General features: G+C 65.1%; 23 protein-coding genes and 1 other RNA gene. 12 read left to right on the forward strand and 12 right to left on the reverse strand.

Annotation, left to right across the window (positions count from 1 at the left end; genetic code table 11):
- Positions 1 to 156: 156 nt before the first annotated feature.
- Both EY713_RS05355 and EY713_RS05360 read right to left on the reverse strand, forming a co-directional pair.
- Positions 157 to 1,464: a nicotinate phosphoribosyltransferase gene (locus EY713_RS05355; RefSeq protein ID WP_131113904.1), complete on the reverse strand. Its 1,308-nt coding sequence runs from the start codon at positions 1,462 to 1,464 to the stop codon at positions 157 to 159.
- 257 nt (positions 1,465 to 1,721) lie between these two features.
- Positions 1,722 to 1,925 carry a cold-shock protein gene (locus EY713_RS05360; protein ID WP_131113905.1) on the reverse strand — a complete coding sequence of 68 codons (204 nt, stop codon included), beginning with the start codon at positions 1,923 to 1,925 and terminating at the stop codon, positions 1,722 to 1,724.
- A 209-nt stretch (positions 1,926 to 2,134) separates the two neighbouring features.
- Here EY713_RS05360 and mnmA point away from each other — a divergent pair, with 209 nt between their 5' ends.
- The 3 genes from mnmA (at position 2,135) to EY713_RS05375 (ending at position 7,869) form a co-directional block, all read left to right on the forward strand.
- Positions 2,135 to 3,370 (forward strand): tRNA 2-thiouridine(34) synthase MnmA, encoded by a 1,236-nt coding sequence (gene mnmA, locus EY713_RS05365; protein WP_131119297.1) that lies wholly within the window; start codon positions 2,135 to 2,137, stop codon positions 3,368 to 3,370.
- Positions 3,367 to 4,038: a class I SAM-dependent methyltransferase gene (locus EY713_RS05370; RefSeq protein WP_131113906.1), complete on the forward strand. Its 672-nt coding sequence runs from the start codon at positions 3,367 to 3,369 to the stop codon at positions 4,036 to 4,038. The genes mnmA and EY713_RS05370 overlap by 4 nt, the downstream gene beginning before the upstream one ends.
- Positions 4,039 to 4,158: 120 nt before the next feature.
- Positions 4,159 to 7,869 carry an AsmA family protein gene (locus EY713_RS05375; RefSeq protein WP_131113907.1) on the forward strand — a complete coding sequence of 1,237 codons (3,711 nt, stop codon included), beginning with the start codon at positions 4,159 to 4,161 and terminating at the stop codon, positions 7,867 to 7,869.
- Positions 7,870 to 7,899: 30 nt separating this feature from the next.
- Here the strand turns inward: EY713_RS05375 and EY713_RS05380 are convergent, their stop codons facing one another.
- From EY713_RS05380 to ssrA, 4 genes are all read right to left on the reverse strand, one after another.
- Entirely contained in the window at positions 7,900 to 8,181 is a 282-nt protein-coding gene (locus EY713_RS05380) for a ribbon-helix-helix domain-containing protein (RefSeq protein ID WP_131113908.1), read from the reverse strand.
- Complete coding sequence (locus EY713_RS05385) at positions 8,126 to 8,332, reverse strand: DUF4169 family protein (RefSeq protein WP_131113909.1); 207 nt, start codon at positions 8,330 to 8,332, stop codon at positions 8,126 to 8,128. Before EY713_RS05385 ends, EY713_RS05380 begins: the two co-directional genes overlap by 56 nt.
- 8 nt (positions 8,333 to 8,340) lie before the next feature.
- Positions 8,341 to 9,015, reverse strand: a complete 675-nt coding sequence (locus EY713_RS05390; protein ID WP_131113910.1) for an SspB family protein — start codon at positions 9,013 to 9,015, stop codon at positions 8,341 to 8,343.
- Positions 9,016 to 9,064: 49 nt separating this feature from the next.
- Positions 9,065 to 9,420, reverse strand: a transfer-messenger RNA (tmRNA) gene (gene ssrA / locus EY713_RS05395).
- Here ssrA and EY713_RS05400 point away from each other — a divergent pair.
- The 8 genes from EY713_RS05400 to EY713_RS05435 all read left to right on the forward strand — a co-directional run bounded on the left by EY713_RS05400 (position 9,398) and on the right by EY713_RS05435 (position 15,825).
- A complete protein-coding gene (locus EY713_RS05400) occupies positions 9,398 to 10,399 on the forward strand; it encodes a retropepsin-like aspartic protease (RefSeq protein ID WP_165491037.1) in 1,002 nt (333 codons plus the stop codon). The genes ssrA and EY713_RS05400 overlap by 23 nt on opposite strands.
- Positions 10,400 to 10,471: 72 nt before the next feature.
- Complete coding sequence (msrB, locus tag EY713_RS05405) at positions 10,472 to 10,993, forward strand: peptide-methionine (R)-S-oxide reductase MsrB (RefSeq protein ID WP_245572902.1); 522 nt, start codon at positions 10,472 to 10,474, stop codon at positions 10,991 to 10,993.
- A gap of 73 nt (positions 10,994 to 11,066) precedes the next feature.
- Positions 11,067 to 11,963 (forward strand): thymidylate synthase, encoded by an 897-nt coding sequence (locus EY713_RS05410; protein ID WP_131113912.1) that lies wholly within the window; start codon positions 11,067 to 11,069, stop codon positions 11,961 to 11,963.
- Between the two features lie 14 nt (positions 11,964 to 11,977).
- On the forward strand, positions 11,978 to 12,484 hold the full coding sequence (locus tag EY713_RS05415; RefSeq protein WP_131113913.1) for a GNAT family N-acetyltransferase: 507 nt from the start codon (positions 11,978 to 11,980) through the stop codon (positions 12,482 to 12,484).
- The gene (locus EY713_RS05420) at positions 12,481 to 12,993 is read left to right on the forward strand and encodes a dihydrofolate reductase (RefSeq protein WP_131113914.1); all 513 of its coding nucleotides are present in this window, start codon (positions 12,481 to 12,483) and stop codon (positions 12,991 to 12,993) included. Before EY713_RS05415 ends, EY713_RS05420 begins: the two co-directional genes overlap by 4 nt.
- 128 nt (positions 12,994 to 13,121) lie before the next feature.
- The gene (gene hflK / locus EY713_RS05425; RefSeq protein WP_131113915.1) at positions 13,122 to 14,273 is read left to right on the forward strand and encodes an FtsH protease activity modulator HflK; all 1,152 of its coding nucleotides are present in this window, start codon (positions 13,122 to 13,124) and stop codon (positions 14,271 to 14,273) included.
- Positions 14,270 to 15,217: a protease modulator HflC gene (gene hflC / locus EY713_RS05430; RefSeq protein ID WP_131113916.1), complete on the forward strand. Its 948-nt coding sequence runs from the start codon at positions 14,270 to 14,272 to the stop codon at positions 15,215 to 15,217. Before hflK ends, hflC begins: the two co-directional genes overlap by 4 nt.
- Before the next feature lie 17 nt (positions 15,218 to 15,234).
- On the forward strand, positions 15,235 to 15,825 hold the full coding sequence (locus EY713_RS05435; protein WP_210215315.1) for a DNA-3-methyladenine glycosylase: 591 nt from the start codon (positions 15,235 to 15,237) through the stop codon (positions 15,823 to 15,825).
- On the opposite strand, the gene EY713_RS05440 is transcribed toward EY713_RS05435, so the two are convergent.
- From EY713_RS05440 to EY713_RS05460, 5 genes are all read right to left on the reverse strand, one after another.
- On the reverse strand, positions 15,813 to 16,469 hold the full coding sequence (locus EY713_RS05440; RefSeq protein ID WP_131113917.1) for a peroxiredoxin: 657 nt from the start codon (positions 16,467 to 16,469) through the stop codon (positions 15,813 to 15,815). The two genes, EY713_RS05435 and EY713_RS05440, sit on opposite strands and share 13 nt — an antisense overlap.
- Before the next feature lie 143 nt (positions 16,470 to 16,612).
- Entirely contained in the window at positions 16,613 to 18,037 is a 1,425-nt protein-coding gene (locus tag EY713_RS05445) for an MFS transporter (RefSeq protein ID WP_131113918.1), read from the reverse strand.
- A gap of 90 nt (positions 18,038 to 18,127) precedes the next feature.
- Entirely contained in the window at positions 18,128 to 21,331 is a 3,204-nt protein-coding gene (locus tag EY713_RS05450) for an ATP-binding protein (RefSeq protein ID WP_131113919.1), read from the reverse strand.
- A complete protein-coding gene (locus EY713_RS05455; RefSeq protein WP_131113920.1) occupies positions 21,328 to 21,996 on the reverse strand; it encodes a hypothetical protein in 669 nt (222 codons plus the stop codon). Before EY713_RS05455 ends, EY713_RS05450 begins: the two co-directional genes overlap by 4 nt.
- A gap of 163 nt (positions 21,997 to 22,159) precedes the next feature.
- Positions 22,160 to 23,572 (reverse strand): RsmB/NOP family class I SAM-dependent RNA methyltransferase, encoded by a 1,413-nt coding sequence (locus EY713_RS05460; RefSeq protein ID WP_131113921.1) that lies wholly within the window; start codon positions 23,570 to 23,572, stop codon positions 22,160 to 22,162.
- A 245-nt stretch (positions 23,573 to 23,817) separates the two neighbouring features.
- Between EY713_RS05460 and EY713_RS05465 the strand changes: the two genes are divergently transcribed.
- Complete coding sequence (locus EY713_RS05465) at positions 23,818 to 24,042, forward strand: DUF1674 domain-containing protein (RefSeq protein ID WP_131113922.1); 225 nt, start codon at positions 23,818 to 23,820, stop codon at positions 24,040 to 24,042.
- Here the strand turns inward: EY713_RS05465 and EY713_RS05470 are convergent.
- Positions 24,025 to 25,233, reverse strand: a complete 1,209-nt coding sequence (locus EY713_RS05470; protein WP_131113923.1) for a glycosyltransferase family protein — start codon at positions 25,231 to 25,233, stop codon at positions 24,025 to 24,027. The two genes, EY713_RS05465 and EY713_RS05470, sit on opposite strands and share 18 nt — an antisense overlap.

Genomic DNA, 25,233 nt, shown 5'->3' on the forward strand with positions numbered 1-25,233 from the left:
CTGGTCGCGACTCGGAACAGCCCGTTGTCAGCAACGTAAAGCCTCGACGCCAAAGCGAAACAATCAATCGATGGCGATACCCATGCTGCGGACGACGGAACCAGAGCCCGACGACCGTGACGCTATCGTGAAGTCCGGCCGCCAACCAACCATAAGCTAGACAAGAACCGCCTGGACCTTGCGGCCGGAGTCGCCAAAGACGCGGAGATAGCGGTCGATCTCGCGCTTGTCGCCGCTCGCCTTCATGGGATTGTCCGACAGTTTCACGGCCGGATGCCCGTCGGCGTCGACGACTTTGCAGACGAGCGAGATCGCCTTGAGCCGGTCGTTCGGCGTCGGGGCACAATCGCGGAAGTCGTTGGTCAGGTTGGTGCCCCACCCGAAACTCATATTGACCCGGCCGCGAAAGTAACGGTGCGTCTCCTCGATCGTGTCGACGTCGAGCGCGTCCGAGAAGACGAGGCGCTTGTCGCGCGGATCCCGCCCCATCGCGTTCCACCAGGCGATGATGCGCTCGCCGCCTTCGATCGGGGGCGCCGAATCGGGTCGAAATCCGGTCCAATCGGCCACCCATTCGGGCGCATCGCGCAAGAAAGAGGCCGTGCCGAACGTGTCGGGCAGCACGATCAGCAGGTTGCTGCCGTAGTAGGTTTGCCAATCCGCCAGCACCCGATAGGGCGACAGGCGCAAGGCTTCGTCGTCGGGCGCAAGAGCCGCCAGCACCATCGGCAGTTCATGGGCATTGGTGCCAATCGCCACGAGATCGTTGTTCATCGCCAGCAGCACGTTGCTCGAGCCCGTGAAGGCGGTTCCGAGCCCCTCTTTCAGCGCCTCGACGCACCAGCTCTGCCACAAAAATCCGTGCCGCCGCCGTGAGCCGAAATCCGAGATGCTGAGGTCGGGCAATTGGCGCAGCCGCTCGACCTTGGACCAGAGCTTGGTCTTGGCACGCGCATAAAGCACGTCGAGCTCGAAACGGCCGAGCCCCTTGAGGGCGGCGCGGGACCGTAGTTCGTTGATGATCGCGAGGGCGGGGATCTCCCACATGGTGGTTTCGGTCCATGGCCCCTCGAAGGTCAGGACGAATTGCCCATCCTCCTTGCGAAGATCATAGGCCGGCAACGCGAAATCGTTGAACCAGGCGAGGAAGTCGGGATGGAAAATCTGCCGCTGGCCGTAAAAGCTGTTCCCGGCGAGCCAGATCTGTTCCTTTTTGGTGACGCGGAGGCTGCGGGCATGATCGAGCTGCTCGCGGAGCTCGGTCTCGTCGATCTCATCCGCGATCCGCACCGACGACGTTCGGTTCCGGACCGAAAACGTGACGCGGCGATCTCGGTAGAGACCCCAGATCATTTGCAGCATCAGCAATTTGTAAAAGTCGGTGTCGAGCAGGCTCCGGATGATCGGATCGAGCTTCCAGGTGTGATCATACACCCGCTTGGCGATGTCGGTGGTGGTGGCCATGATGGTTCCGCTGCATCGGTCGCATCAGCGAACCGAGCCCTCGCCTTACCGCCTCGGCGCACCGTCGACGACGCGCGGCCTGCCGTCCAGGCCGACGACGAAGCTGCTTGTCGCGTATCGGACAGGCCACGGCTCCGTCAAGCCACAAGGCTCCGTATGGAAAACACCCGACCGATGACGCCATCGACGCCGCCGCAAAACAGCCGCGCCGATCGTTGATAGGTTGCTGACCCGAAAGGGCGGCGCTGCAGCCGAGCTTAAGCGACCTGCAGGTTGACCGCGGAGGTCTTGCCGCGATCGGCCTTCAATTCGAAGGAGACTTCCTGACCCTCATTGAGCGTTTTCAGGCCGGCGGCTTCGACAGCGGAGACGTGGACGAACACGTCTTTGCCCCCGTCCGAGGGCTGGATGAACCCATAGCCGCGGATGCTATCAAACCACTTCACGATACCTTTTTGCATAGTCTGTCCTTATCGAAGGGCGTCCCGACGCAGCGACCAAGCAGCCGGGAACTCGAGTCGCCCACCCTGAAGCACGGCATGTGGGCCAGTTCGGATCGATTTCAACCCGGACCAAACGGCGCGACAGACGCATCGGGGCGTACCCCTGGAAGTTCCGACTGAAACCCGTTACATCACCGTCTTCATTCCACCTGCCGAAACCCACTATGATGATCGACCATCCCCTCAATTCCCTCGGCTTGCCGAAGGCCCCCGCCGAAACGCGGGTCGTCGTCGCCATGTCGGGCGGCGTCGACTCATCGGTCGTCGCGGCCCTGCTGGCGCAGCAGGGCTATGAGGTCATCGGGGTGACGCTGCAGCTCTACGATCACGGCGCGGCCGTCGAGCGCAAAGGATCCTGCTGCGCGGGACGCGACATCCACGATGCGCGCGCCGTGGCGGAGCGGCTCGGCATTCCGCATTACGTGCTCGACTATGAAAGCCGCTTCAAGGCCAAGGTAATAGACAGCTTCGCCGACAGCTATCTCCGAGGCGAGACGCCGATCCCTTGCGTCAGCTGCAACCAGCACATCAAATTCGCCGATCTGTTCGAGACCGCCCGCGATCTCAATGCGGACGTGCTGGCGACGGGGCATTACGTCTCCTCCCGCAGCGTCGACGGCAAGCAGGCCTTGTTTCGGGCGCGCGACGCGGATCGCGACCAGAGCTACTTTCTGTTCGCGACGACGGACGCGCAGCTCGAGCTGTTGCGCTTTCCGCTTGGTGACATGATGAAGCCGGAGGTGCGCGGACACGCCCGCGCCTTCGGGCTTGCGATCGCCGAGAAGCAGGACAGCCAGGACATCTGCTTCGTGCCCACCGGGCGCTACGCCGATTTGATCGAGCGGTTGCGCCCGGGCGCCGCGACGGCTGGCGACATCGTCCATCTTGATGGACGCGTGCTCGGCCGACATGCCGGCATTCTTCACTACACCATCGGACAGAGACGCGGCCTGGGGCTCTCCACCGCGAGCGGCCCATCGGCCGAACCGCTGTTCGTCGTGCAACTCGACGCAGCCCAGGCGCGCGTCGTCGTCGGCCCGCGCGAGGCGCTCGCGACCCGAGCCGTGCGGTTGCGCGACATCAACTGGATTGGACCGGACAGCTTTGCCGCCCTGGCGGACGCCGATACCGAGATCGCTGTGCGGCTCCGTTCCACACGGGCGCCGGTGCCGGCGACCTTGGGGGTTGTCGACGGACAGCCGATCGTGACCTTGCTGGCGCATGAGGATGGCGTCTCGCCCGGGCAAGCCTGTGTTTTCTACGCCTCCACGGCGGGCGATGCCCGTGTCTGGGGCGGCGGCACCATCATGTCGACGGTCGCGGCCGTCACCGCACCCTCGCGCGCATCCGCCCCATCCCGCCTCGAAACGGCGGATGGCGCTGGCCGTCTCGCCGCCGGATGAACGCACCGGACGGCCATAAGCCCGACCACAGCACCATCCGCGACAGCCAACAGGTCGTCTCGGCCTATGCGCGCTGGGCTCCGATCTATGATCTTGCCTTCACGGCCGTGATGCGGGCCGGTCGAAAGGCCGCGGTCGCGGCGGTGGCCGAACCGGGGCAGCTGATTCTCGATGTTGGGGTCGGCACCGGGCTCGAATTGCCGATGTTTCCACTCGGCTGCCGGGTCGTCGGCATCGATCTCGCCGAACCCATGCTGCGCCGGGCCGGCGAGCGGGTGCGGCGCGACAATCTTGCCGGGGTCGAGGGGCTTGCGGTCATGGACGCGACCCGGATGGCCTTCGCGGACGCGAGCTTCGATGCCGCGATCGTGCCTTATGTGCTGACCGTGGTCCCGGACCCGACCGCCATGATGGATGAGATCAGCCGCGTCATCCGGCCCGGCGGCAGCATCGTGCTGGTCAATCATTTCGGGGCCGAGGCCGGGCTGCTGAAACCGATCGAAGCTTGGCTTGGCCAGCGCAGCGCCTCACTCGGTTGGCATCCGCAATTCCCCTTCAGCGTTCTCGGAAACTGGGTGGTGGCGCAGCGCAACATCGAGATGCTCGACCGCCGTCAAATCGGGCCGCTTGGGCTGTTCACCGTCGTGCGTCTTCGCAAGACGCGTTAATCCGAAAAGCTCGTCTCGGCGTTTAAACGACGCGTTTGCAATGCCGCCGCAAAAGCGTCCGATCGGCATGGAAACTTGCTATAAGGCCGGCAGCCGCCCCCAAACCAAATCGACGGACACTTGCGCGACAGCCTCACTGTTCTTGCCATTCTGCTGATCGCGGTCCTGACGACCGCGCTCGTCGGTCCTTATTTCGTCGATTGGAACGGGCATCGGGGCGAGATCGAAGCACGGTTGTCGAGCCTGCTCGGGGCGAAGGTCGAGATCACTGGCCCGATCGACGTCAAACTGCTGCCACGACCGATCTTTCGGCTCCAAGGCCTGACCGTATCGGGCGGATCGGCCCGCGCGGCGCGGGTCTCGGCCGAGCGGGTCGATGTCGAACTCGCCCTGACGGCGTTGCTGCGCGGCGACATCCAACTGATCGACGCCGACCTCACCCGACCCCACGTGACGCTTGCGATCGCGCCGGATCGCTCCATCGCGGTACCGGACTTCAACGGCGCCGACGCCAGTCGGGTCATCCTCAGCCACCTTGCTGTCCACGATGGCATAATCGACTTCGTGGGCCAGGACGGGTTTGCGATCGGCGGCATCGAGGGCGAGGGGGGTGCCGAAACCTTGGCCGGGCCGTTCAAATTCGCCGGGCGGGTCGATACGGCGCGCGGGGCGCTCGGCTTCCGGGTCGCGACCAGCGCGGTCGAAGGGCACGCGCTCCGACTGAAGGCGACGATCGATCCTTTGAACGGCTCTCCGAAGACGGAGCTCGAAGGCACGGTCGTGAGCACAGCGGCGCCGGACCGTGCGGCCGCGCTATCGTTCGACGGGATGGTGACCGCTACGGGCGAAGTTCCGCTGCGCGACACGCAATCCGTCATCCCGTGGCGGCTCGGCGCCAAATTGCAGGCGGATGGCCAGCAGATCGCCATCAGCGACATCGACCTGAGGGCGGGGACCGACGGCCGCGCGCTGGCCGCGACGGGCACCGGACGGGTGGATCTTGCCACGGCGCGTGCGGCGCAGCTGACCTTGAAGGCGCGGCAAGTCGATCTTGGTAAACTGGCCGTCACGGGTGCCGACCAGGACACCAGCACGGACCCGATCGCGGATCGCTTGGCGGCTCTGGCGCGATTCGTGAACAGCGACGATCCGTTCGCCGGCCTCCCGTTTCCGGTGACGGTCGATTATGCGGTCGACACGCTGGTATTCGGCAATCAGACCTACGCCAATCTCAACGGCACAACGACGCTCGCGGCGGGACAGCCGATTACGGGTTGGACGGCGATCGAGTCGGGTGATGGATCGCGGGTCCGGTTCGAGGGGAGTTTCGAGCCAGGCGCGGCGGCCGTGTTCAAAGGACGGCTCGACGCCGCCAGTCGCGATCTCGAGCGATTCGCCGATGGCCTCGCGCCCGACCTGCCGGATGTCGCGGACTGGTTGAAACTGTCGCTGCCGGTCAAGACCTTTGCGTTTACGGGCGCGGTCGAGCTGTCGAAGATCGGGGTCGCGGCCCATGATGCTGCGATCACGATCGATCGATCGATATTCGGCGGCACCATCACGCTGACCCGCGCGGTGGGCGATGATCGGGCGCGGCTTTTCGCCGATCTCACCTCCGATGCGCTCGATCTCGATGCCCTGCCCGATTGGCGCAATACGGCGCAAGCCGCATCGGCGCTCGATCTCTCGCTCAGCCTCTCGGCCCGGGCGCTCCGCCTCGCCCGCACCGATGTCGGCGCCGTGGATGCGGGCCGAATCGCCCTGCAGTTGCACAAGACCGGCTCTGCCGTGACGCTCGATCGGCTGTCGCTCGCCGATCTTGGGAGCGCCACCGCGGACCTGACGGGCCACAGCGACGGCCGGACCGCCCACCTCGAAGGTCGCTTCGATGCGCGAAAGCTCGGCGACCTCGCCAAGCTGATCGACCGGATCGCGCCCGGTGCCGCCACCGACGCCCTCGCGGCCCGCTCGGACGTGCTGTCGCCTGCGCTGCTACAGGTCTCGGTGGACGCCGCCATCGATCCGGACGGAACCCTGGTGCCCGTCGCCTTGTCGCTCGATGGCACAGCCGCCGGCACGAAGCTCGGGCTTCACCTCAAGCCCGATGCCACATCCTCGTTCACGCCTGACAAGGGCGCCCGACCGCCCTTCACGGCGACGCTGCTGCTCGACGCGCCGGAATCGGGCGCCCTGCTTCGGCAACTCGGCATCCAGACATTGCCCGCAACCGCCATCGGGCACGGCAAGGTGGATGCGTCCGCGCATGTCGGCGCCTCCGGCACGTTGGACGGCGCGGTCGCGGTGACGCTTGGGGATACGAAGCTGAGTTTCGCGGGTCGCGGCAACCTTGGCGGAGAGATGACCGGTCATTTGACCATGAAAGCTCCGAACGTCGCGCCAGCCCTGCGGGCCGTGATGCTGGCTTCACCCGAACCCGGCGCGATCTGGCCGGCCGATGCGGACGCGATCGTGATCTGGCGTGACGGCAAGGTGGTGACCAAGGGGCTGACGGCTCGCCTCCTCGGTCAGCGTGTCAGCGGCGATCTGTCGTTCGTGCCGTCAGGCGACCATGCGGCCGCGCCGTCGCCAAAGCTTGAAGCCGCAACGCAACCGGCCGCGCTGACCGGCGCCTTGACGATCGACCGGGTGCCGCTCGACAGTCTGGTCGGATTGGTGCTCGGCCCGCTGCCGCAGCCAAAAGCCGGAGCCTTTTGGCTCGATACGCCATTCGGGCCGAGTTCCCTGACGCTGCCGAGGACCAACCTCGCCGTCACGATCGACACATTGTCGCTCACCGCCACCCTCGCGGCACAAAACGCCAAGATGGGGTTGCGGCTGACGCCGGGCGTGCTGACGTTGAGCGACCTGACCGCGACCCTCGGCGACGGGCAAATCGGTGCCAACGTCACCGTGCGACGAGATGGACCAGCCGCATCCGTCGCGGGTCGGGTGGAGTGGTCCGGTCAACCTCTCGGCACGCCGAGCCTCGGCGGACGCAGCGATGCGACGCTCGATCTCGCCGGGACGGGCGCGACGGAGGCGGCCCTCGTGGCCAGCCTCGCGGGGACCGGCACGGTGCGGATCCAGGATGCACGCCTGCCGCGCCTCGACCCCGACGCGATCACCCGCGTGGTTGCGAGCACCGATGCGACCACCACGATCGACGAAGCCGAGATCACACAGGATCTGGCCCGAGAACTCGACCATGGCGCGCTATCGCTCGGCACCATCACGACACCGGTGACGATCGCGGCGGGTGTCATGCGCGCCGATCCTGTCAAGGTGAAGGGCGCAGGCGCGTCGTCCGAAACGATTGCGCTGCTGGACCTTCGGACCCTGCTCTGGTCGATGAAGACCACGGCCACCATGACCACATCGCCCAAGGATTGGACCGGCGAACCGCCACAGGTCGGCATTATCTGGAAAGGCCCGTTCGCGGCGCCGGCGCGTGAGATCGATGCCGCCGCGCTGGTCAACGGGATCGCCGGCCGCGCGATTGGGCGCGATCAGGCCAAGATCGAAGCGTTTCAGGCGGATGTCCGGGAACGTGCGCTATTCTCGAACAAACTGAAGGCGATCGAGGCGGAACAGCAGGCGAAGCGCGACAAAGATCATGCGGATTCGGAGGCAGCCCTCCAGAAGCTTCTGCAGACGCCGGACGCGACCAAACCGCCGGTCGTGCCCTCCCCCGCAGTCACTCCTGTCCCCATGCCGGTGCCGCGCTTGCGACAGGTCCCCGCTAAGCCGCTCGGCTTGCTTCCAACGCAACCGCGCAAGCCCGGATTGCCGCCGGCAGCCCTGGCCGATCCGGGAAGCGCTGGACGATACTGACGTCGACCCACCAAGCCGCGAGTCGCAAGCCTAGCGGCTCCGATAATGGTCGAGTACGAAGACCCGCAAGGCCGAAGACAAGTTGGCATCACCGCGCGTTTGATCGATCTCGGCCACGAGGGCCGCGATCGCCATATCGCGTCCGGCCGCAATGGCCTTCAACCCGCTCCAGAACGCGTCCTCCAGCGAGACGCTCGTTGAGTGGCCGGCGATCACCAGCGAATGTTTCGCGACCGACGTCGGCGACCGACGGCGCTCAGCCACGATCTGGATCGTCGAGGGCGTCGTCAGGCGATCGCCGATGCGCCGCATGCGATCGATCGGCCAATGCCTTCTCGGCCTCGGAAAGACGGCGCTCGGCTTTCCCGCGTCCAAAACTGATTCGATTTTGTTCAGCGCCCGCGGCTGCCGCCTCGCGATCACGCCGTTTACGGGCAAGCCTCAGATTGACGAGGTCGCCCAAAGCCAGGCTCAGGGCTTTTTACGGAACGAGTCGATCGATACGACTTTGGCAGCCTGTTGCTGGTCGTCCTGCTTAGGCGGCGCCTCGTCATCGGACTCGGCCGTCACCTTGGAGAGTGAAAGCTTCGCCGTCTTGTTTTCCGGCTTACCGTCCGGCTTGATCGAGGTCGCGCTCGGTACGGCTGCGAGAGGTTTCGTCGTGGCCGGCAGACCCGCCGGCTCGACAGTTGCCAGCATCCGCTTGTTCAGCGCGGTCTTCAACGTTTCGACGGTCGAGCTCGGCTTATCGATCGCCTCTGAACCGGACGACACCGATGCCTGAGCGGGATCCTGGATGTCGAACTTGAGTCCGAACTGGACGGAGGGATCGACGAAGCTCGTGATCGCCGCAAACGGGATCAGCAGCCGCTCGGGGACGTTGCTGAACGATAGTCCGACCTCGAAGGCGTGTTCCGTCACGCCGAGATCCCAGAACTGATGTTGCAAGATGATGGTCATCTCATCCGGATAGCGCTCCCGCATCCGATTCGAGAGCCGCAGGCCCGGCGCGCTGGTCTTGAACGTGATGAAGAAGTGATGCTCGCCCTGCAGCCCGTTGCGCGCAGCCTCGGTCAGCACATTGCGGACGACGCCACGCAAGGCTTCCTGCACGAGGAGATCGTAACGAATAAGATCGGCTGCCATTCAAAACGATCCAAACAGGACATGCGAGACTAATATTAACTGATGGTCGAGTGGAGGCTTCTGTTGCCAGGTGCCTCCGAACCCCGCCTAGAAGTGCAACCCCCTAGGACTTGATTCCCAGTACCATCACCGCATTACGCAGCGAGGGCCACCGGAGCATAGTTGTCATTGGCAACTATAAGAAAAGCCCGATAACGGTGGTACAATGCCGAGCAAAAGAACACCCTTTACACCCTCGTCGATCCTATTTCGCCCCCACCAAAACCCGTCGTGAACGGGCTTGGGTGGAGGCGCCGGGTACCGCCCCCGGGTCCGAATGGCTTATTCCGATGACCATTTATCGCCATAGCCACCCTTACGGGTGGCACGAGGAATATAGGCGATGATGCGAGCATTAGGAAGAGCATGTGACACGCATGGCTCGATTGCGGTGGTCAATACGCGATGGGTGGGTGCGATCTCGCGTGCCGTGCTGGTGATGATGACGCTGGCGGGCGTGGTCGGCTCCTGGCGCTCGAGCGCGCAAGCCGCGTGTCGCACAACCGAGATTGCGACGCTGCCGCTCAGCCTGAAGGGTGGTCATTTTCGGGTGACGGCGGCCATCAACGGGCATGGCGTCGATCTCGTGGTCGATACGGGCGCCGCCGTGTCGGCGCTCGATCGCAAGGCCGCTGATCGGCTGCAAATCGCGGTCGATGCCGACCGCAGCAGCACGATCGTCGGCGTCGGCGGAACCGGCCGTCCCGTCGCGACACGGCTGGCCCGAACCTTGACGCTCGGCGCGCTCCGCCTCGAAAATATCCGCTTCGTGTCGGGATCATTCGGCTCGAGCCCGGCCCGGCCGGAACCGATCGCCGGCATCCTCGGTGCCGATATCCTGTTCCGCTACGATGTCGAGTTCGATCCCGCGCGGCACGCGATGATCCTGCATCGACCGGAGGGTTGTTCCGGTCGTTTTCTCGATTGGGGCGCCTATGACGCGGTGCCGCTTCAGCGCTTCTATGATGGCAGCTTGAAGCGGGTCCCCGTCGCGATCGACGGCGTTTCCATGTTGGCGCTGCTCGATACCGGGGCCACTGGGACGGTTCTGTTCCGCCCTGCCGTGCGCCGCTTGGGGCCAGCGGCGGCTCCGGCAAAAACCGATCGGCGTGGGCTCGGCGTGGGCTCGGTCGCCGGCAAGACAATTCCGATGTTCACCCATCGCTTCGCCTCCCTGATGGTCGGTCGCGACATCTTGCGATCCCCCGATCTGACCGTCGCGAACGACGCGACCATGGAGCTCGAGATGCTGCTCGGGCTCGACTATCTCGGCACCCGGCGGATTTGGATCTCCTACGCGACCGATCAATTGTTCATCGCATCGGGCACGACTGCCGCGCCATGACGGCACGGGCTGTAACCACCGCCCCGTCGTCGGCGTATCTTCGCCAGAGACGACGAGCAGCGGAGCACGGCGATGATGGATCTCACCCGACGATTGATGGTACTGGCGGGCGGGGGCTCGCTTCTGGCTCTTGTGACGGGCTGGTGGAAGCTACCCGGCGGCGAGACGGCCCAAGCCGCGGAGGGCAAATTCGCGGTGCGTCATACCGATGCCGAGTGGCGTAAGCTGCTCAATGGCAATCAATATGCGGTGTTGCGTCACCAGGGGACGGAGACGCCCTTTACGAGCCCGCTCAACCACGAAAAGCGCGCCGGCGTTTTTGCCTGCGCCGGCTGCGATCAGGCCGCTTTTTCGTCGCGCACGAAATTCGATAGCGGCACCGGATGGCCGAGCTTCTGGCAACCGCTCGAGGGGGCGGTGGGCGAGACGCAGGATCGGTCGATGCTGATGACCAGGACGGAAGTCCATTGCGGACGCTGCGGCGGCCATCTCGGCCATGTGTTCAACGACGGCCCGCAACCGACCGGCCTGCGCTACTGCATGAACGGGGTCGCGATGACGTTCCGGCCGGGAGACGGGACGGACGGGGCTTGATCGCCAGCAGGACTTGATAATCCGGAGCCGAACCGAAATGGTGGGTCGGCATCTTGGATAGACTTGATCGATCATGTCGCAGGCCCTCAACGACCAACCCTATCTCGATCTCCTGCGGGACGTGATCGATCGTGGCGACGAACGCATCGATCGCACTGGCATCGGCACGCGATCGATCTTCGGCGCCATGATCCGTTTCGACGTCGCCCGTGCCGCGCCGATCCTCACGACCAAGCGAGTCTATTGGAAAACCGCCATCAAGGAGATGCTGTGGTTTCTGACGGGCCAAACCAACATTCAGGCGCTGCTGCGGGACAACGTTCGGATCTGGACCGATTGGCCGCTCGCGACCTATCGGCGAGAGACGGGCGAGGCGATCTCGCAGGAGGCGTTCGAGGCCCGCATTCTTGGCGACGACGCTTTTGCCGAGCGATGGGGTGACCTCGGCCCCGTCTATGGCAAGCAGTGGCGGCGCTGGCTCGGGCCGGACGGTCGCGAGCATGACCAGATCGCCTCGCTGATCGAGACGTTGCGGACCAATCCCTCCAGCCGTCGCATGCTGTTCCACGCCTGGAACGTCGGTGAGTTGGGCGACATGGCGCTGCCGCCCTGTCATCTGCTCTACCAATTCCATGTCAGCAGCGGCCGCCTCTCGCTGATGATGACCCAACGGAGCGTCGATCTGGTGCTCGGCTGCCCTTTCAACTGGGTCGGCGCGGTGGCGCTGCAGGCGATGATCGCCCAGCAGGCCGATCTCGAACTCGGCGATTTTGTCTGGGTCGGCGGCGACGTGCATGTCTACCGGAACCAGATCGAGGCCGTCGAAACGCAATTGGCGCGCACGCCGCGGCCGTTTCCGCGTCTCCGCCTGATCCGTAAGCCGGACAGTATCGACCACTATCGCATCGAGGATTTTGCCGTCGACGGCTACGATCCCTATCCGGCCATCGCGGTCGATGTCGCCGTCTAGCAAAACGAGGGTCGATGCCTGATCTGGTCCTGCGGCCCGCCCTCCCCGGCGATGCCGACCTCATCTTCGCCTTCGTGAGCGAGCTTGCGGCCTATGAGAAGCTCTCTCACGCGGTCGTCTCGACGCCTGCGGTTCTGGCCGACGCCCTGTTTGGGCCAAGCCCGCGCGTGTTCTGCGACATCGCCGCATGGGGCGGCGCTCCGGCCGGTTTCGCGCTGTGGTTTTATGATTTCTCCACCTTCGAGGGCCGTCACGGCATCTATCTCGAAGACCTGTTCGTGCGGCCGTCTTTTCGGGGCCATAAGATCGGCAAACGGCTGATGGCGGGCCTTGCGGCGCGCTGCCGCGCCGAGCGTTTGGGGCGACTGACATGGTCGGTGCTCGACTGGAACGCTCCCTCGATCGCCTTCTACAAGGCGCAAGGCGCTGTGATGCTCGACGATTGGACGACCTGCAGATTGACCGGCGACGCGCTGCTGGCGCTGGGGGACGGCGCGCAACGACGTGATGGCGCGGCATGACCCCTCTGCGACTCGCCCTCATCGTCGCGGTAGCGCGTAACGGCGTCATCGGAACCGACAACACCCTACCCTGGCGTTTATCGAGCGATCTCAAACATTTTCGCTCTCTGACAATGGGCAAGCCCGTCCTGATGGGGCGTAAGACGTGGGACTCGATCGGCCGGCCTCTCCCGGGGCGAACCGTCGTTGTGGTCTCCCGGAACCCCGATTTTGCGGCCGACGGCGTCGAGGTCGCATCGACGCTCCCGGACGCGATCGCAATCGGTAACCGCGTCGGTCATGCGATGGGCGCGCAGGAAATCATGGTGGCGGGCGGCGGCACGCTCTATGCCGCGCTGATCGGGCGGGCCGATCGTCTTTACGTCACCGAGGTGGATCTGGCACCCGCAGGCGACACGATCTTTCCGACGATCGATCCGACCCAGTGGCGTGAATCGAGCCGGGCGTCCCATCCGGTGTCCGAGCGCGACGATACAACATTCACTTTCGTCACCTATGACCGACGGTAAGGCAGGCTTGGCCGTTGCGGTTTGCGAGGCGGCCTCCCAAATCTACAACGCGCAAGAGCGGCTCTGCCTCGCAGAAGCCGCTTTCTTTGCGGAATGAGAGCGACGTCGGCTCATACAAGAGGACTTCTATGCCCTGGACCAATCAAGGCGGGAACGGCGGCGGGCCGTGGAAACCCAGCAATCCAGGGCCTTGGGGCCAGGGGCCGAGCAACAACAACAACAATAACAACACGCCGGATCTCGAAGAGTTTCTGCGCCGGAGCCAGGAGCGGATGCGCCGGATGATCCCCGGCGGGGACTTCGGAGCTTTGGGGCTTGCTGCCGTCGCCATGCTGATCGTTGTCGTGTGGCTGCTGAGCGGCTTTTATACGATCGCGCCGAACGAGGTTGGTCTCAATCTCGTGTTCGGCAAATATACCGGCAAGACGCAAGCCGGTCTGAACTACAACTGGCCCTACCCGATCGGCGACGTCGACAAGCTGCAGGTCACCGACCGCAACTCGATCGATATCGGCTCGATCTCTCGTGAGGATAGCCGCCGTCCGGGCGTTCAACTCGGCATGGATATTCCCGAGGAAAGCCTGATGCTGACCGGCGACGAGAACATCGCCGACGTGAAATTCCGCGTCATCTGGCAGATCGATCCGGCCCATCCCGAAGATTATGCCTTCAACCTCCGCAACCCGAACGAAACCGTCAAAGCCGTGGCCGAAAGTGCCATGCGCGAGGTGATCGGACGCTTCAACCTCCAAGGCATTCTGACATCGGATCGGACCAAGGTCGAACAGACCACGCAGGATCTGACACAGGGCGTGCTCACATCCTACAAGGCCGGCGTTCTGGTTTTGCAGACCCAGTTGCTCTCCGTCGGCCCGCCGGCGCAGGTCATCTCGTCGTATCGCGACGTGACGGCCGCCCAGCAAGATCTCCAGCGCCAGCGGAACGAGTCGGAAGCTTATGCCAACCGCATCGTGCCGGAAGCGCGCGGTGCCGCCGCCGCCATCATTCAAGAGGCGCAAGGCTATCGCGAGCAGACCGTGCAGCAGGCTCAGGGTCAGGCGTCTCGCTTTACCCAGGTTTATGACCAGTACAAGAACGCGCCCGACGTGACGCGCGAGCGGATCTACATCGAAACCATGGAGCAGGTCCTGAGCGGCACCGACAAGATCATCCTCGACGACAAGCAGGGCGTGGTTCCTTACCTGCCGCTCGGCGCGCTTGGATCGACGACAGGGCAAGCCACGGCACCGAAAGCCGGACAGACGGGAGTGGCCCAATGAAATTCGGCCTCTTCGCGGCACTTGCCGCCATTTTGCTGATCATCATCGTCGGCAACAGCGCGATCTTCACGGTCAGCCAAACCGAGCAGGCCCTCGTCCTACGCTTCGGCGAGCCGCAAAGCCTCGTGACGCAGCCGGGGTTGCACTTCAAGCAGCCGTTCGTCGAGTCGGTCGTCTATCTCGACAACCGCATCCTCGACCTCGAGGGCGCGCAGGAGGAAGTTCTGGCATCCGACAGCCAGCGCATCCTGGTCGACGCTTTCGTGCGCTATCACATCGCCGACCCGTTGAAATTCTATCAGACGGTCGGCACGATCGCACGTGCCAACAACCAGTTGGCGTCGGTGTTGAACTCGGCGGTGCGCCGCGTTCTTGGCGATGCAACCCTGCCGCAGATCATCAAAGACGACCGCGCCGGTCTGATGGTGAAGATCCGCGATCAGGTGAATAGCGAAGCGGCGCGCCTCGGCGCAGCCGTCAACGACGTTCGAATTCGGCGGGCTGACCTTCCCAAGGAAATCTCCGAGAAGGTCTATAGCCGCATGCAGTCAGAGCGGGCGCGCGAGGCGGCCGAGTATCGGGCTCAGGGCTCCGAGCAGGCGCAGACCATCACGGCCAAAGCGGATCGTGACGTCGTCGTCATCAAGGCTGAAGCGCAACGACAAGCCGACCAGACGCGTGGTGAAGGCGATGCCGCTCGAAACAAGATCTTCGCCGAGGCTTACGGCAAAGACCCAGGATTTTTCGCGTTTTATCGCTCCATGCAGGCTTATGCGACTGGCTTGAAAGCGGGTGACACGCGGCTGGTTCTCTCGCCGTCGTCGAATTTCTTTAGGTTCTTCAACGATCCGTCCGGGACGGCGCCATCGGCCGCAGCGCCGCAGGCCAAAGCGTCTGGACCGCAAGCCGATGCGGGCATGCCGGCCGCGCCCGCCCAGCCCTGAGGCTGGATCATCCAGCGATGGCGTCGCTCCCGGCCAACGCCGCGCGCGACGTCGTCAAGATGTTTGATCGGGCCGCCGAAGAGGTGGGCCGATCCGTCATCGGGGCCACTTTTCTGGTCGACGGCGTCGGCGGGCTGATCGTCGAGGCTGAAGCCTATGACCGGGACGATCCCGCCTCACATAGTTTTCGCGGCGAGACCGGACGCAACGCCGCCATGTTTGGGCCGCCCGGTCACGCTTACGTGTACCGCTCCTACGGCATCCACTGGTGCGTCAATCTTGTCTGCCGCCCAGGGAGCGCCGTGTTGTTGCGCGCCATCGAACCCACGATGGGCTTGGACGAGATGCGGGTGCGCCGTGGCAACGAGGCCGTGACGCTCCTCTGCAGCGGGCCGGGACGGCTCAGTCAGGCCCTCGGCATCACGGCCGCGCTCAATGGCCGATCGCTCGACCAGCCCCCCTTCACCCTGATCCCCAACGACAACGCGCTCGACATCGTCTCTGGGCCGCGCATCGGCATCACGCGCGGAGCCGACACGCCGTGGCGGTTCGGTCTACGCGGGTCACGGTTTCTGTCGAAGCGGTTTCGCCCGGATCAGGTCGGCTGAGGTACGATGCGGAGGTAGGGTGCGGGCGCGTCCCAACCGCCCGGATAAGCCTTTTTGGCGTCTTCGTCGGACACTGAACCGGCGATGATGACGTCCTCGCCCGGCTGCCAATCGACCGGCGTTGCCACCTTGTGGGCGGCCGTCAGCTGGATCGAATCGAGCGCCCGCATGATCTCGGCGAAGTTGCGCCCGGTCGACATCGGATAAGCCAAGGACAGCTTCACACGCTTGTCGGGCCCGATGATGAACACGGTGCGGACTGTGGCATTGGTGGCGGCGGTGCGACCCTCGGACGTGCCGTCCGTATCGGCCGGTAGCATGCCGTAGAGCTTCGAGACGGCAAGATCGGCGTCTCCGATCAAGGGGTAGGTCACGGCCGCGCCCTGCGTCCGTTCGATGTCGGCCGCCCAGCGATCATGCGACTCGACGGGATCGACCGACAGGCCGATCACCTTGGTGTTGCGCTTAGCGAAGTCGGGCGTCAGCTTCGCGACCATGCCGAGTTCGGTCGTGCAGACCGGCGTGAATGTCTTCGGATGCGAAAAAAGGATCGCGTATCCGTCGCCGATCCAGTCATGAAAGCTGATCCGGCCCTGGGTCGTGTCGGCCGTGAAGTCGGGGGCAATCTGTCCGATTTGTATCATGCGGGCTTCCATTGGCTCTGATGCGGCTGCAAAGCCTAGTCAGTGAATAGACTTGACCAGAGCATGCCGGCTGGGTTTTGCCAACCGGGCTTCAGCCGAGGACCTTGTCGATTGGGCGACGCCGATGATGGCGGCCCGATTGCTCACCGGGTCGCCGCAGCCCGATGCTGGCTGACGGCCTGCCCCGCATCGCGCCGCAAGCGCGCGAAAGCCGGAAGCGCCGTGAGAGCCACCAGACCAATAATCGCAAAGCAGAGCCGGAACGGGCCGCTCGGGTCGGCACCCTGCCCTGCCGGAAGCGCCTCAGCGATCCGCAGAACGATCGCGCCGAAGGCGACGCCCATCCCCAGCGCCAACTGAAACGCCATGTTGAATAACGTGTTGGCGGGGCCGGTCTGGCCGGGCTCGAGCTCAGCGAATGCCAGCGTGTTCAAGGCGGTGAATTGCATCGAGCGGCTGGCGCCGGCGACCATCAAGACCAGCACGATGACGGCGATCGGTATCGAGCGGTCGATCATGGCGCAGGCCGCGATCGAACTCGCGCTGATGACCGTGTTGGCCAGCAGCACGGTACGAAAGCCGAAGCGCCGCAGGATCGGCGTCGTAAGGGGTTTGATGGCGAGATTGGCGGCGCCATACCACAACACCAACAGGCCCGACGTGAACGCATCCCGCCCGAGCCCGACCTGGAACAGCAGGGGCAGAAGAAACGGCATGGTGCTGATGGTGATCCGCGCGATCAGGCCTCCATCCATGGTGACGCGGAAGCTCGGCACCCGGAACGCCTCGAGCGACACCAGGGGATGCGGGTGAGTGCGGGCACGCCGCAAGGCCAGCGTGCCAAGCGTGAGGCTGGCGATGAGAAACAGCGAGGCGATCCGCCAATCGCCTCCCGTCTGCCCGAAGCGCTCCAAGGCATAGAGCAGCGACGCAAGGCAAGACCCGTTGAGCACGAAGCCGAGCGCGTCGAAGGGGCGACGAGCTTCGTCCCGCCCAGCCTCGATCAATCGGAGCGCGAGCCCCAGCCCCATGATCCCGATCGGCACGTTGATGAAGAAGATCCAGCGCCAGGACGCTACCGTGGTGATGAACCCGCCGAGCGGCGGCCCGAGCACCGGCGCCGTCAGGGCCGGCCAGGTGAGCGTCGCGATGGCGCGCATCAGGTCCTGCTTGGCTGTGCCGCGCAGCACGACAAGCCGACCTACAGGCGTCATCAGTGCCCCGGCGGCCCCTTGGAGGATCCGCGCCAGGGTGAAGGTCAGCGTGTCGATGCTGAGGCCGCACAGGATCGAGGCGATGGTGAACAGCGCGACCGCGCTCGCGAAGACAGGACGGGCGCCGTAGCGGTCCGCCACCCAGCCGCTGGCGGGAATGAAGACCGCGACGGTGAGCAGATAAGCCGTCATGCCGATCGCGAGCGACCCCGGCGTCGTGCCAAAGCTTTTCGCCATCTGCGGCAGCGCCGTCGCGATCACGGTGCCGTCGAGATTTTCCATGAAAAACGCGCCGGCCACCAGCAGCGCCACCAAGGTGGACCGTTGCGGCACGAAGGAAGGGCTTGTCTGCATCCGTCACGCCGGGCCAGAGTCTGAAGGCCCCTTCTATAACACGGCCGACCCGCCCGCGAGCAACGACACGGCCGGGGTCATGGGGTTTGGTCAGCGAACCGAGCGCTTGGCTTGAACCACGACCTCCTCCGGCGTGGGCGGATTGGCGGGATGGTAGCTGAGGCAGATCGGTGTCCTGATCTTGGCCGGCTTGCCTGACTTTTCCGAGGCGAAGTAGAATTCGCCCATGGCCAGTCTGGCCACATCGTCGGCTGCGCCGCCCTTGCCGGCGATCAGATCCTTCACGCTGCCGATGTCGGTCGGGGAATTCTGCTTGCCGAAAAATTGTGTCGTGCAATTCGACACGATTTTATTGTCGATCCCCTTCGGGGCCTGGGTCGCCACCACCATGCCGAGCCCATATTTACGCGCCTGCGCGAAGAGCCGGACGGCACTGCCGCGGCTGATCGCGGCATGGGCCGATGGCATGAAGTTCTGCGCCTCGTCGATCGCATAGAGACGCCCGGTCGGCGACGGGTTCTTCTTGATCCAGCTGAACAGCGTCATCTGCAGCCGGTTCACGAAATCCTCGCGCGCGGCATCGGACGCCAATCCAGATAGATTGATGACGGAGATCCGCGTGCGGCCGGCATCGGGCCCGTTGAACAGAAGTTTCGGATCGAGCACCGGACCATCGACCCGCAGCAGCGGATTGGTCGCAACGGCCGCATGAAGCTGGTCGGCCATGCCGGCCGCCAATTTTGCGGCATTGCCGATCTCGCTGATGCCGTCCGGGAGATCGGTGAGCAGCGTTGTCATGGCCTTCAGATCGCCGCCGCCCTGCCCGGCGAAATAGCGCATGGCATCGGCCAGGACGCCTCTTTGCAACCCGTTCTTCGCGCCCGCCAACGGGGCGACAGTCTCGGTTGCCATCTCGCAGGCCTGATCGCGTTCGTCCAAATTATCGCCGAGACCGGAAAAATCCGGCAGCACCGACAGGAACAGCGGGTTGCCGGCCCGGACCCCGGGCGTCCAGACCACGACCTCGACCGTCTCGCGATAGCGAGCCGCCTTCTCGTCGTCATCGGGCGTGAAGCTGCCCGGCCGCTCCGGCCACGGGTCACCGAGCCGCGACAGATCATTGTTCGGATCGATCACGATAGCCGGGATTCCAGCGAGAGCGGCCTCCTCGATCAACCGACGCAGCAACACCGTCTTGCCCGACCCCGTCCCCGCGATGATCGCAGTGTGGCGCGGCAGCAGCGCGAGCGGCAGGCTGACGGCCTCGCCACCCACCGCCATGCGATGACCGATCACGATGGCGGTCGGCGGAACCGCGACCAAGGGCGGCGCAACCGCGCGTTTTGTCGGACGTTTCGGCTCGGTCAACGGTGCGGCGACGGGCGAAACCGCTTCTGCGACATGCTCGAGCTCTAAGGCCTCGACCGGAGGAGCCGGCATCGCATCCATCACGTCCGAGACCGATGTCCCCGGCGGCGGGCAAAGACCCGCTTGTTTGAAGAACGCCGTGTCGCAGAGCGGCTTGGTGGCACGCAGCCAGGTATCGAATTCGTTGCGTTTGCGATGGTTGGCTGCCTCGTCGCGCAATTGGCGAAGCGCCACGAAAGTCAGCAGATCATCCTCGCTCGGATCGATGATGCAGCCCCCTGCTTTCGTGAAGACCTCGACCATCTGCCGGGTCTTCACGCCACCCGGTACCGGAGCTTTTCGAATGATGAGCAGACGGCGGTCGGCCATGTCGGCCGTAATCCCCGATGCGGTCAAAGCAGCCCTCAACCGCGACTGGAACGCATTGGCATTGGTATGTTCGAGAGCGCGGTAGCAATAGTGCCGCTCCCGGTCGCTTTCGGCATGGAACGTGAAAGTCAGCCTGCCGTGCAGGGGCGGCGTCCGCTGCGCGGAATCACCTTTGGCTTCCACGTCGATCGCCTCGTCCGGATCGATCTGCACGGCGTAGAGACCAAAGACGCCGCGCAGCAGGCGACCGAACTCGCCATCGTCGTCATTCTGGATCAGGCCGGCGATATCGACCTGCCGGCGCATCGCCTCGAGATCGAAGAGCGGCGTCTGCGGCCCGGTGTCTTCTATCAACTGATCGGCTTTCGGCACGACCGGGAGAAGAATGTCGCAGAGCTCGATGCGCGCCTCGTCGATACAGTGGCGGCGGAAAGCGTCGCAGCGCATCAGGATGGCGCGAGGCGTCATTCCGCGCCCCGTCGCATTGTCGATCGCGGCCTTGCTGAACGGCCAGGACGGAAAGGCGGGCGTGAACGCCACGGCCGCATAGGCCGGCGTCAACCGGCTGACGATCAGGTTTTCGATGTGGGCGCGGTCGCCCATGCCGAGCAAAGCCGTCTGCGGTTGAAAGCGATGCACGGCAGAGTCAAGCGCGTGAGCCTTGATGCGCTCCCAGGAATCGTAGAGGCACGTGACGACCGTCATGCTGCGGTGGAGGACGTCGTAGAGCTCCAGCAGCCCCGCCGCCAGCACCTCGCCGATCGGTTGCGCCGGACGACCGTCCTCGCTGAGGCGGTGCTGAAACATATTGCTCGGAATGACGATACTGTCGATCTGATCGACAGCGACCAGCGTCGGGCCGGCAAGACTCATGATCCAGGACATGCCGCGCACCAGTTCGACATGGGTCGGAGGCGCGCCTTTGAAGCCGAGCTTCCGCCCGGTGTCTTCCTCGGCCTCGTAACCTTGCAGCCAGCTATGCGCGAAGCTCATGGTGCCGGCATGGTTGGACCGGAGCAGCGCCAAGGCTCGGAACACGTCCTGATGCCGCAGCGCATTGACGCGATCGCCTCGCATCAAGCCACCCACCAGAAGATCGACGATCTTGCTTGGATCGATATTCGGGGTTTCGAAGGCCTCATGGACCTGTCGCTCGATCTGAAATCGGCGCGCGACCCCGGCCAGCACCGCCTCATGCTGGCGGCGCCCATCCGGCATCTCCTGCAACAGGGATGTCAGGAAACTCAGCGCGGCGCTCTTCCAGAAATCCGTGACGCCGAGAATGTCGAGCAGCACGAACCAGCCGCCCCCGTCCCAGGTGCGTCGGCGCAAGGTGCCGACCAGATGCGTCTTGCCAATCCCGGCTGCTCCAACCAATACGTGACCGGGCGGCTTGGTCGAGGTCTCTTTCGTCTTTCGGAAGAAATCCGCGACGAGGCTGTCGAGCAGAGCTTCGTTGGGTCCGCCAACCGTCGTATCGGCATCGCTCCAGACGCTTTCGAGTGATCGGAGCCAACCGAAATCGGCATCGCGCAGGGCGTCGAGAGCGAGGCTCATGGCATGATCCAGAGAACGTGAAAGGGTTCGCCGGCGGGATCGTAAGCGGCCTCGCGATCGGCGGCCGTCAGCGCATTCGGATTGTTGATCCGCATCAGCCGCGCCTTTTTGTCCCCCGCCAGGATGCGCCCAAAGGCGTCGTCCACGGTCGCGCGATCGAAGGCCGAGAGATGGGCGCGAATATCACGAAGCGGCGCACTTTCGCCGGTCTTGCCGCCCGTGATCGCCAGATAGGCTTGACCGATCTTGCGCCGCATCCCGACGGGCGTCAGCGCTCGCGCCGACCCCGATCGACCCGCCGCGCGCGGGGATTTCGGCAGTGGCTCGGCCGCCTCGGGCAAGGGGCCGACGAATTCGGCCAGGGTTTCGCCATGCTGCTCGAGGTGGGCCGACAGCAGGCCGAGCCAAGCCCGCAGCACCTGATAGGCCGGCGGCACGGCGTCGGTCAGATGCGCGGCCGCCCATGCCCACCCCTTGTCGTCGAGCTGCAGCAGCAGCGCGCCACGGGCCTGCCTGCTGACTTTGATCAGGCGCCGCGCTTCAAGCTGCTCACGATCGGCTTTCGCGACCTCGGGCAGGATCGCGCCTTGAAGGGCCTGACCTTTTTGGCCAAGCAGCGACCAGACCAGAAGCGTCTGGCGCGGCGTCAGTCCGTCATCACTCATGGGCTTGGCCTTCCACCGCGACGATCCGATCGATCGATCGGTCGGTCCGGGCCGACCTCTAAGGTCGGCGCGGTGACGCAAGGGAAGCATTCAGCACGACAGGGTTATGACAGGCCAGGATCGCGCGGTGCGACACCGACGCCGAGGCTTGGCCCGACGAGCCTCAGGCTTTGCGGACGAGGCGAGCCGCGAAGAACCCGTCGAGCCCCACGAGCGGCGGCTCGTCGAGCACCGAAAAAAACGGCAGCGTGCGAAGGTCGCCGGCCGGCGTCACGCAATCGGACCAACCGCCGACCTCATCGGCCGTGATGGGCACGCGCGCCACATCCGGGTTGCGCCGCAACAGGCTGGCGATCTGCGCTTCGCCCTCCTCAGGCTCCAGCGAGCAGACGCAATAGACGAGCGTGCCGCCGGGCTTCAGCAACCCGAGCGCCCGATCAATCATGCGGGTCTGCAAGGCCGCCAGCGACACGATATCCGAGGCGCGCTTGGTCCAGGCCACATCGGGGTGACGGCGGATCGTTCCGGTCGCCGAACACGGCGCATCGAGCAGGATCGCGTCGAAGGGCTCGGCGGAAAAACCCGCGACATCGGCCACCTCCGTCTCGGCACTCATGCCCAGCCGTTCGAGGTTGACGGCGAGGCGCTTGAGCCGCTCGGCCGAGCGATCGACCGCCACAACATGGCCGCCTGCCGCGATCAATTGCGCGGTCTTGCCACCCGGCGCGGCACAGAGATCGGCGACCCGCTGCCCCGCCTCGACGCGCAGCAGCCGCGCCGGCAGCGAGGCGGCCGCATCCTGCACCCACCATTCCCCATCGGCGTAGCCGGCGAGGTCCGGGACCGGCACATGGCTGGTGAGGCGAAGGGAGCCGTTCGGCAGGCGCGTCGCCTCGAGCGCTTCGGTCCAGCGCGCGACATCGGCCTTGACGGTGATGTCGAGCGAGGGCTCGATGCGATGCGCCAGCGCGATCGCGGTGGCTTTCGCATCCCCATAGGTCTGCCTCCAACGCGCGGCCAGCCAAGCGGGCGTATCGGCAAACGGGTCGAGGTCGGCGGGGCCTTCGGGCGCCCGGGCGAGATTACGCGCCACCGCATTGGCGAGCGCCGCGAAGGGCTGACTTTTCGGGTCGGTCCGCACCGCGAGGACGCAGAGATTGACGGCCGCGTGATCCGGCACGTCGAGGAACATGATCTGCGCCGCCGTCACGACGAGAAACCACTCGAGGTTGCCGCTCCGCTTGGGCAGCCCGCGCTCGAGAAACGCCGCAAGCGCCTTACGGATGGTGCCGAGGCGACGCAGCGACACGACCACGATCGAGCGCACCAGGGCGCGGTCGCGCGGTTCCAACGCGTTGAGCTTGGACTGCGTGGTCTCGCTGCCAAAGGCCTCGTCGAACCCATGTCCGGCGCCGATCACGTCGGCCAGGATCGCGGCGGCGATCAGGCGGGCCGGCAAACCGGGTGGGTGCTCGACAGGCGCGGCGGCCGGCTTCGCCCAGGACCCGGCTCGAGATCCAGACCGCGGCTTGGCCCGGTCGCCGGTGATGTTCTGCGGACCCGTCGGTTTATTCATTGCATCCTTCATCCCACGGTCGGCGACCGTGGATTCGTCATTCATCCGACCCAACCAGACGACGACCAAACGACGTTCCCCGCCTTCGATCGATGCGCCTCGACCGCAGAACGACGCGCCAGAACCGCCCATGCGAGGGTCGCGCCAGTGACAGAACGGCACGCGACGCCCTATGTGAGCGACAGTGGTCGTGACTGCAAAGTCTCGAATGAATCAGTTTGATCCCAAAAGTGGGTGGAAGCGTGATGAACAGCCCCAAAAACGGCACGGAGCCGACATCCGACGTCGAGCCGGCGGAGCCGGTAATCCAAAAGATCCTGTCGCCTGCGGCACGTCGGGCTTTGGCCGAGGCGGAAGCCCGCCGCGCCACGCCGCCGATCGATCTCCCGCCTGAGGAGGCAGGTCGCGGCGGCCTCGAACCGGTGCGTTATGGCGACTGGGAAATCAAAGGTCTAACGAGCGATTTCTGATCGGTTCGATCGCGCTCGACCGAGCATCGCCCGCAGTTGCGAGGCATAATCGGCCCAGGACGTTGGCTCGGTTCCGTCGGCGGGTGGTCGCGACACCGTCATTGCCGCAAGAATCGCGTTGCGCCAGGCGGGCCCGTCGATCGGATCGAGAAGCACCGCGCGCGTCCCAAGACCCGCGCAAAATGTCGGCGCATCCGCCGCGAGCACCGGTACTCCCATGCCGAGCGCATCGCGCTCAAAGGCCGCGCTGCCCGGCGCGAAGCTCGGCGACAGGATCGCGCGAGCCCCCAAGGTCAAGGTCCGCAGGCCGTCCGCCGTCAAGCCCGGCGCCTCACGCACAAACGGCCGGTTGGTCTCGTTCCAATCCAGCATCGGCTTAAGTTCCTGGATTTGGGCGCCGCGTCTGCCCGCCAGCACCAGCTTCGGCACAGCGGCGCCAGACCGCACAAGATCGCGCCAGATCCCGAGCAGCATCAGGATGTTGCCCCGCGCTTCGAGCCGATCGACCGCGAGCAGGTAGGGCGTCCCCGCCAAGGCCGGATCGACGCCGGTTGTCGCAGACCCGGCCAATCGCGATGGGGTCGGCAGAACAGTCAACGGCGGTGACGCGGCGCCGAGAGCGGACGACAATCGGGCGCCCGCGATGTCGGTCGGCACCACGAGGCGTCGCGCGAGCCGCGTCATGGCCTGCACCGAGGCAGGGAGCGTCGCGATGGTCTCGGCCGCCTCATATTCGGGGAAATCGAGCTGCCAGATGCGGGTCGCGAGGCAGACAGGCCAAATGCCAGGGTGGCCCGCCAACCACGACGCCAGCGCCGGATCGTCCCATCCCGAAAGACCGATCTTGAGCAGGATTCCCTCTTCCGGCACGTCGACCGGCGCAAGACGCCGCGTCGCGAGAGCGGCGAGACGCAACCGACCACGCGCGGCCCACCCCGGGCGGGGCGACGATCGTGTAGAGGCGACATTGGAGCCGAGCGGTCCCGAGGCGAGCAGCCACGCGCGAATCGCCATGAAGGCTGCGTCGCCCTCCTGAACCGGCGCGTCCGACGCGACATCCGGCGGCACGGCTTCGAGCCCTCGGCGTGTCCGGATCAGAATCGCGTGAGGCCGCAGCGCCGAGGCGAGCGCCGCAAACCGCGCCGACGATGGCGGCACGCCCGTGGCGTCGAGGATGATCGGAAGGCTCAT

Origin of the sequence: Lichenihabitans psoromatis, from assembly GCF_004323635.1 — a bacterium.
GTDB lineage: Bacteria > Pseudomonadota > Alphaproteobacteria > Rhizobiales > Beijerinckiaceae > Lichenihabitans > Lichenihabitans psoromatis.

What these genes read in the sequence shown, in the direction of transcription:
- EY713_RS05465 (WP_131113922.1), top strand. Translation starts at nt 23,818, where the DNA reads ATGAACAGCCCCAAAAACGGCACGGAGCCGACATCCGACGTCGAGCCG.
- EY713_RS05435 (WP_210215315.1), top strand. Translation starts at nt 15,235, where the DNA reads ATGGCGTCGCTCCCGGCCAACGCCGCGCGCGACGTCGTCAAGATGTTT.
- EY713_RS05360 (WP_131113905.1), bottom strand. Translation starts at nt 1,925, where the DNA reads ATGCAAAAAGGTATCGTGAAGTGGTTTGATAGCATCCGCGGCTATGGG.
- EY713_RS05420 (WP_131113914.1), top strand. Translation starts at nt 12,481, where the DNA reads ATGACCCCTCTGCGACTCGCCCTCATCGTCGCGGTAGCGCGTAACGGC.
- EY713_RS05460 (WP_131113921.1), bottom strand. Translation starts at nt 23,572, where the DNA reads ATGAATAAACCGACGGGTCCGCAGAACATCACCGGCGACCGGGCCAAG.
- EY713_RS05415 (WP_131113913.1), top strand. Translation starts at nt 11,978, where the DNA reads ATGCCTGATCTGGTCCTGCGGCCCGCCCTCCCCGGCGATGCCGACCTC.
- EY713_RS05445 (WP_131113918.1), bottom strand. Translation starts at nt 18,037, where the DNA reads ATGCAGACAAGCCCTTCCTTCGTGCCGCAACGGTCCACCTTGGTGGCG.
- EY713_RS05410 (WP_131113912.1), top strand. Translation starts at nt 11,067, where the DNA reads ATGTCGCAGGCCCTCAACGACCAACCCTATCTCGATCTCCTGCGGGAC.
- hflK (WP_131113915.1), top strand. Translation starts at nt 13,122, where the DNA reads ATGCCCTGGACCAATCAAGGCGGGAACGGCGGCGGGCCGTGGAAACCC.
- EY713_RS05355 (WP_131113904.1), bottom strand. Translation starts at nt 1,464, where the DNA reads ATGGCCACCACCACCGACATCGCCAAGCGGGTGTATGATCACACCTGG.
- EY713_RS05370 (WP_131113906.1), top strand. Translation starts at nt 3,367, where the DNA reads ATGAACGCACCGGACGGCCATAAGCCCGACCACAGCACCATCCGCGAC.
- EY713_RS05455 (WP_131113920.1), bottom strand. Translation starts at nt 21,996, where the DNA reads ATGAGTGATGACGGACTGACGCCGCGCCAGACGCTTCTGGTCTGGTCG.
- EY713_RS05390 (WP_131113910.1), bottom strand. Translation starts at nt 9,015, where the DNA reads ATGGCAGCCGATCTTATTCGTTACGATCTCCTCGTGCAGGAAGCCTTG.
- msrB (WP_245572902.1), top strand. Translation starts at nt 10,472, where the DNA reads ATGATGGATCTCACCCGACGATTGATGGTACTGGCGGGCGGGGGCTCG.
- EY713_RS05470 (WP_131113923.1), bottom strand. Translation starts at nt 25,233, where the DNA reads ATGAGCCTTCCGATCATCCTCGACGCCACGGGCGTGCCGCCATCGTCG.
- EY713_RS05450 (WP_131113919.1), bottom strand. Translation starts at nt 21,331, where the DNA reads ATGAGCCTCGCTCTCGACGCCCTGCGCGATGCCGATTTCGGTTGGCTC.
- EY713_RS05440 (WP_131113917.1), bottom strand. Translation starts at nt 16,469, where the DNA reads ATGATACAAATCGGACAGATTGCCCCCGACTTCACGGCCGACACGACC.
- hflC (WP_131113916.1), top strand. Translation starts at nt 14,270, where the DNA reads ATGAAATTCGGCCTCTTCGCGGCACTTGCCGCCATTTTGCTGATCATC.
- EY713_RS05400 (WP_165491037.1), top strand. Translation starts at nt 9,398, where the DNA reads ATGATGCGAGCATTAGGAAGAGCATGTGACACGCATGGCTCGATTGCG.
- mnmA (WP_131119297.1), top strand. Translation starts at nt 2,135, where the DNA reads ATGATCGACCATCCCCTCAATTCCCTCGGCTTGCCGAAGGCCCCCGCC.
- EY713_RS05380 (WP_131113908.1), bottom strand. Translation starts at nt 8,181, where the DNA reads ATGCGGCGCATCGGCGATCGCCTGACGACGCCCTCGACGATCCAGATC.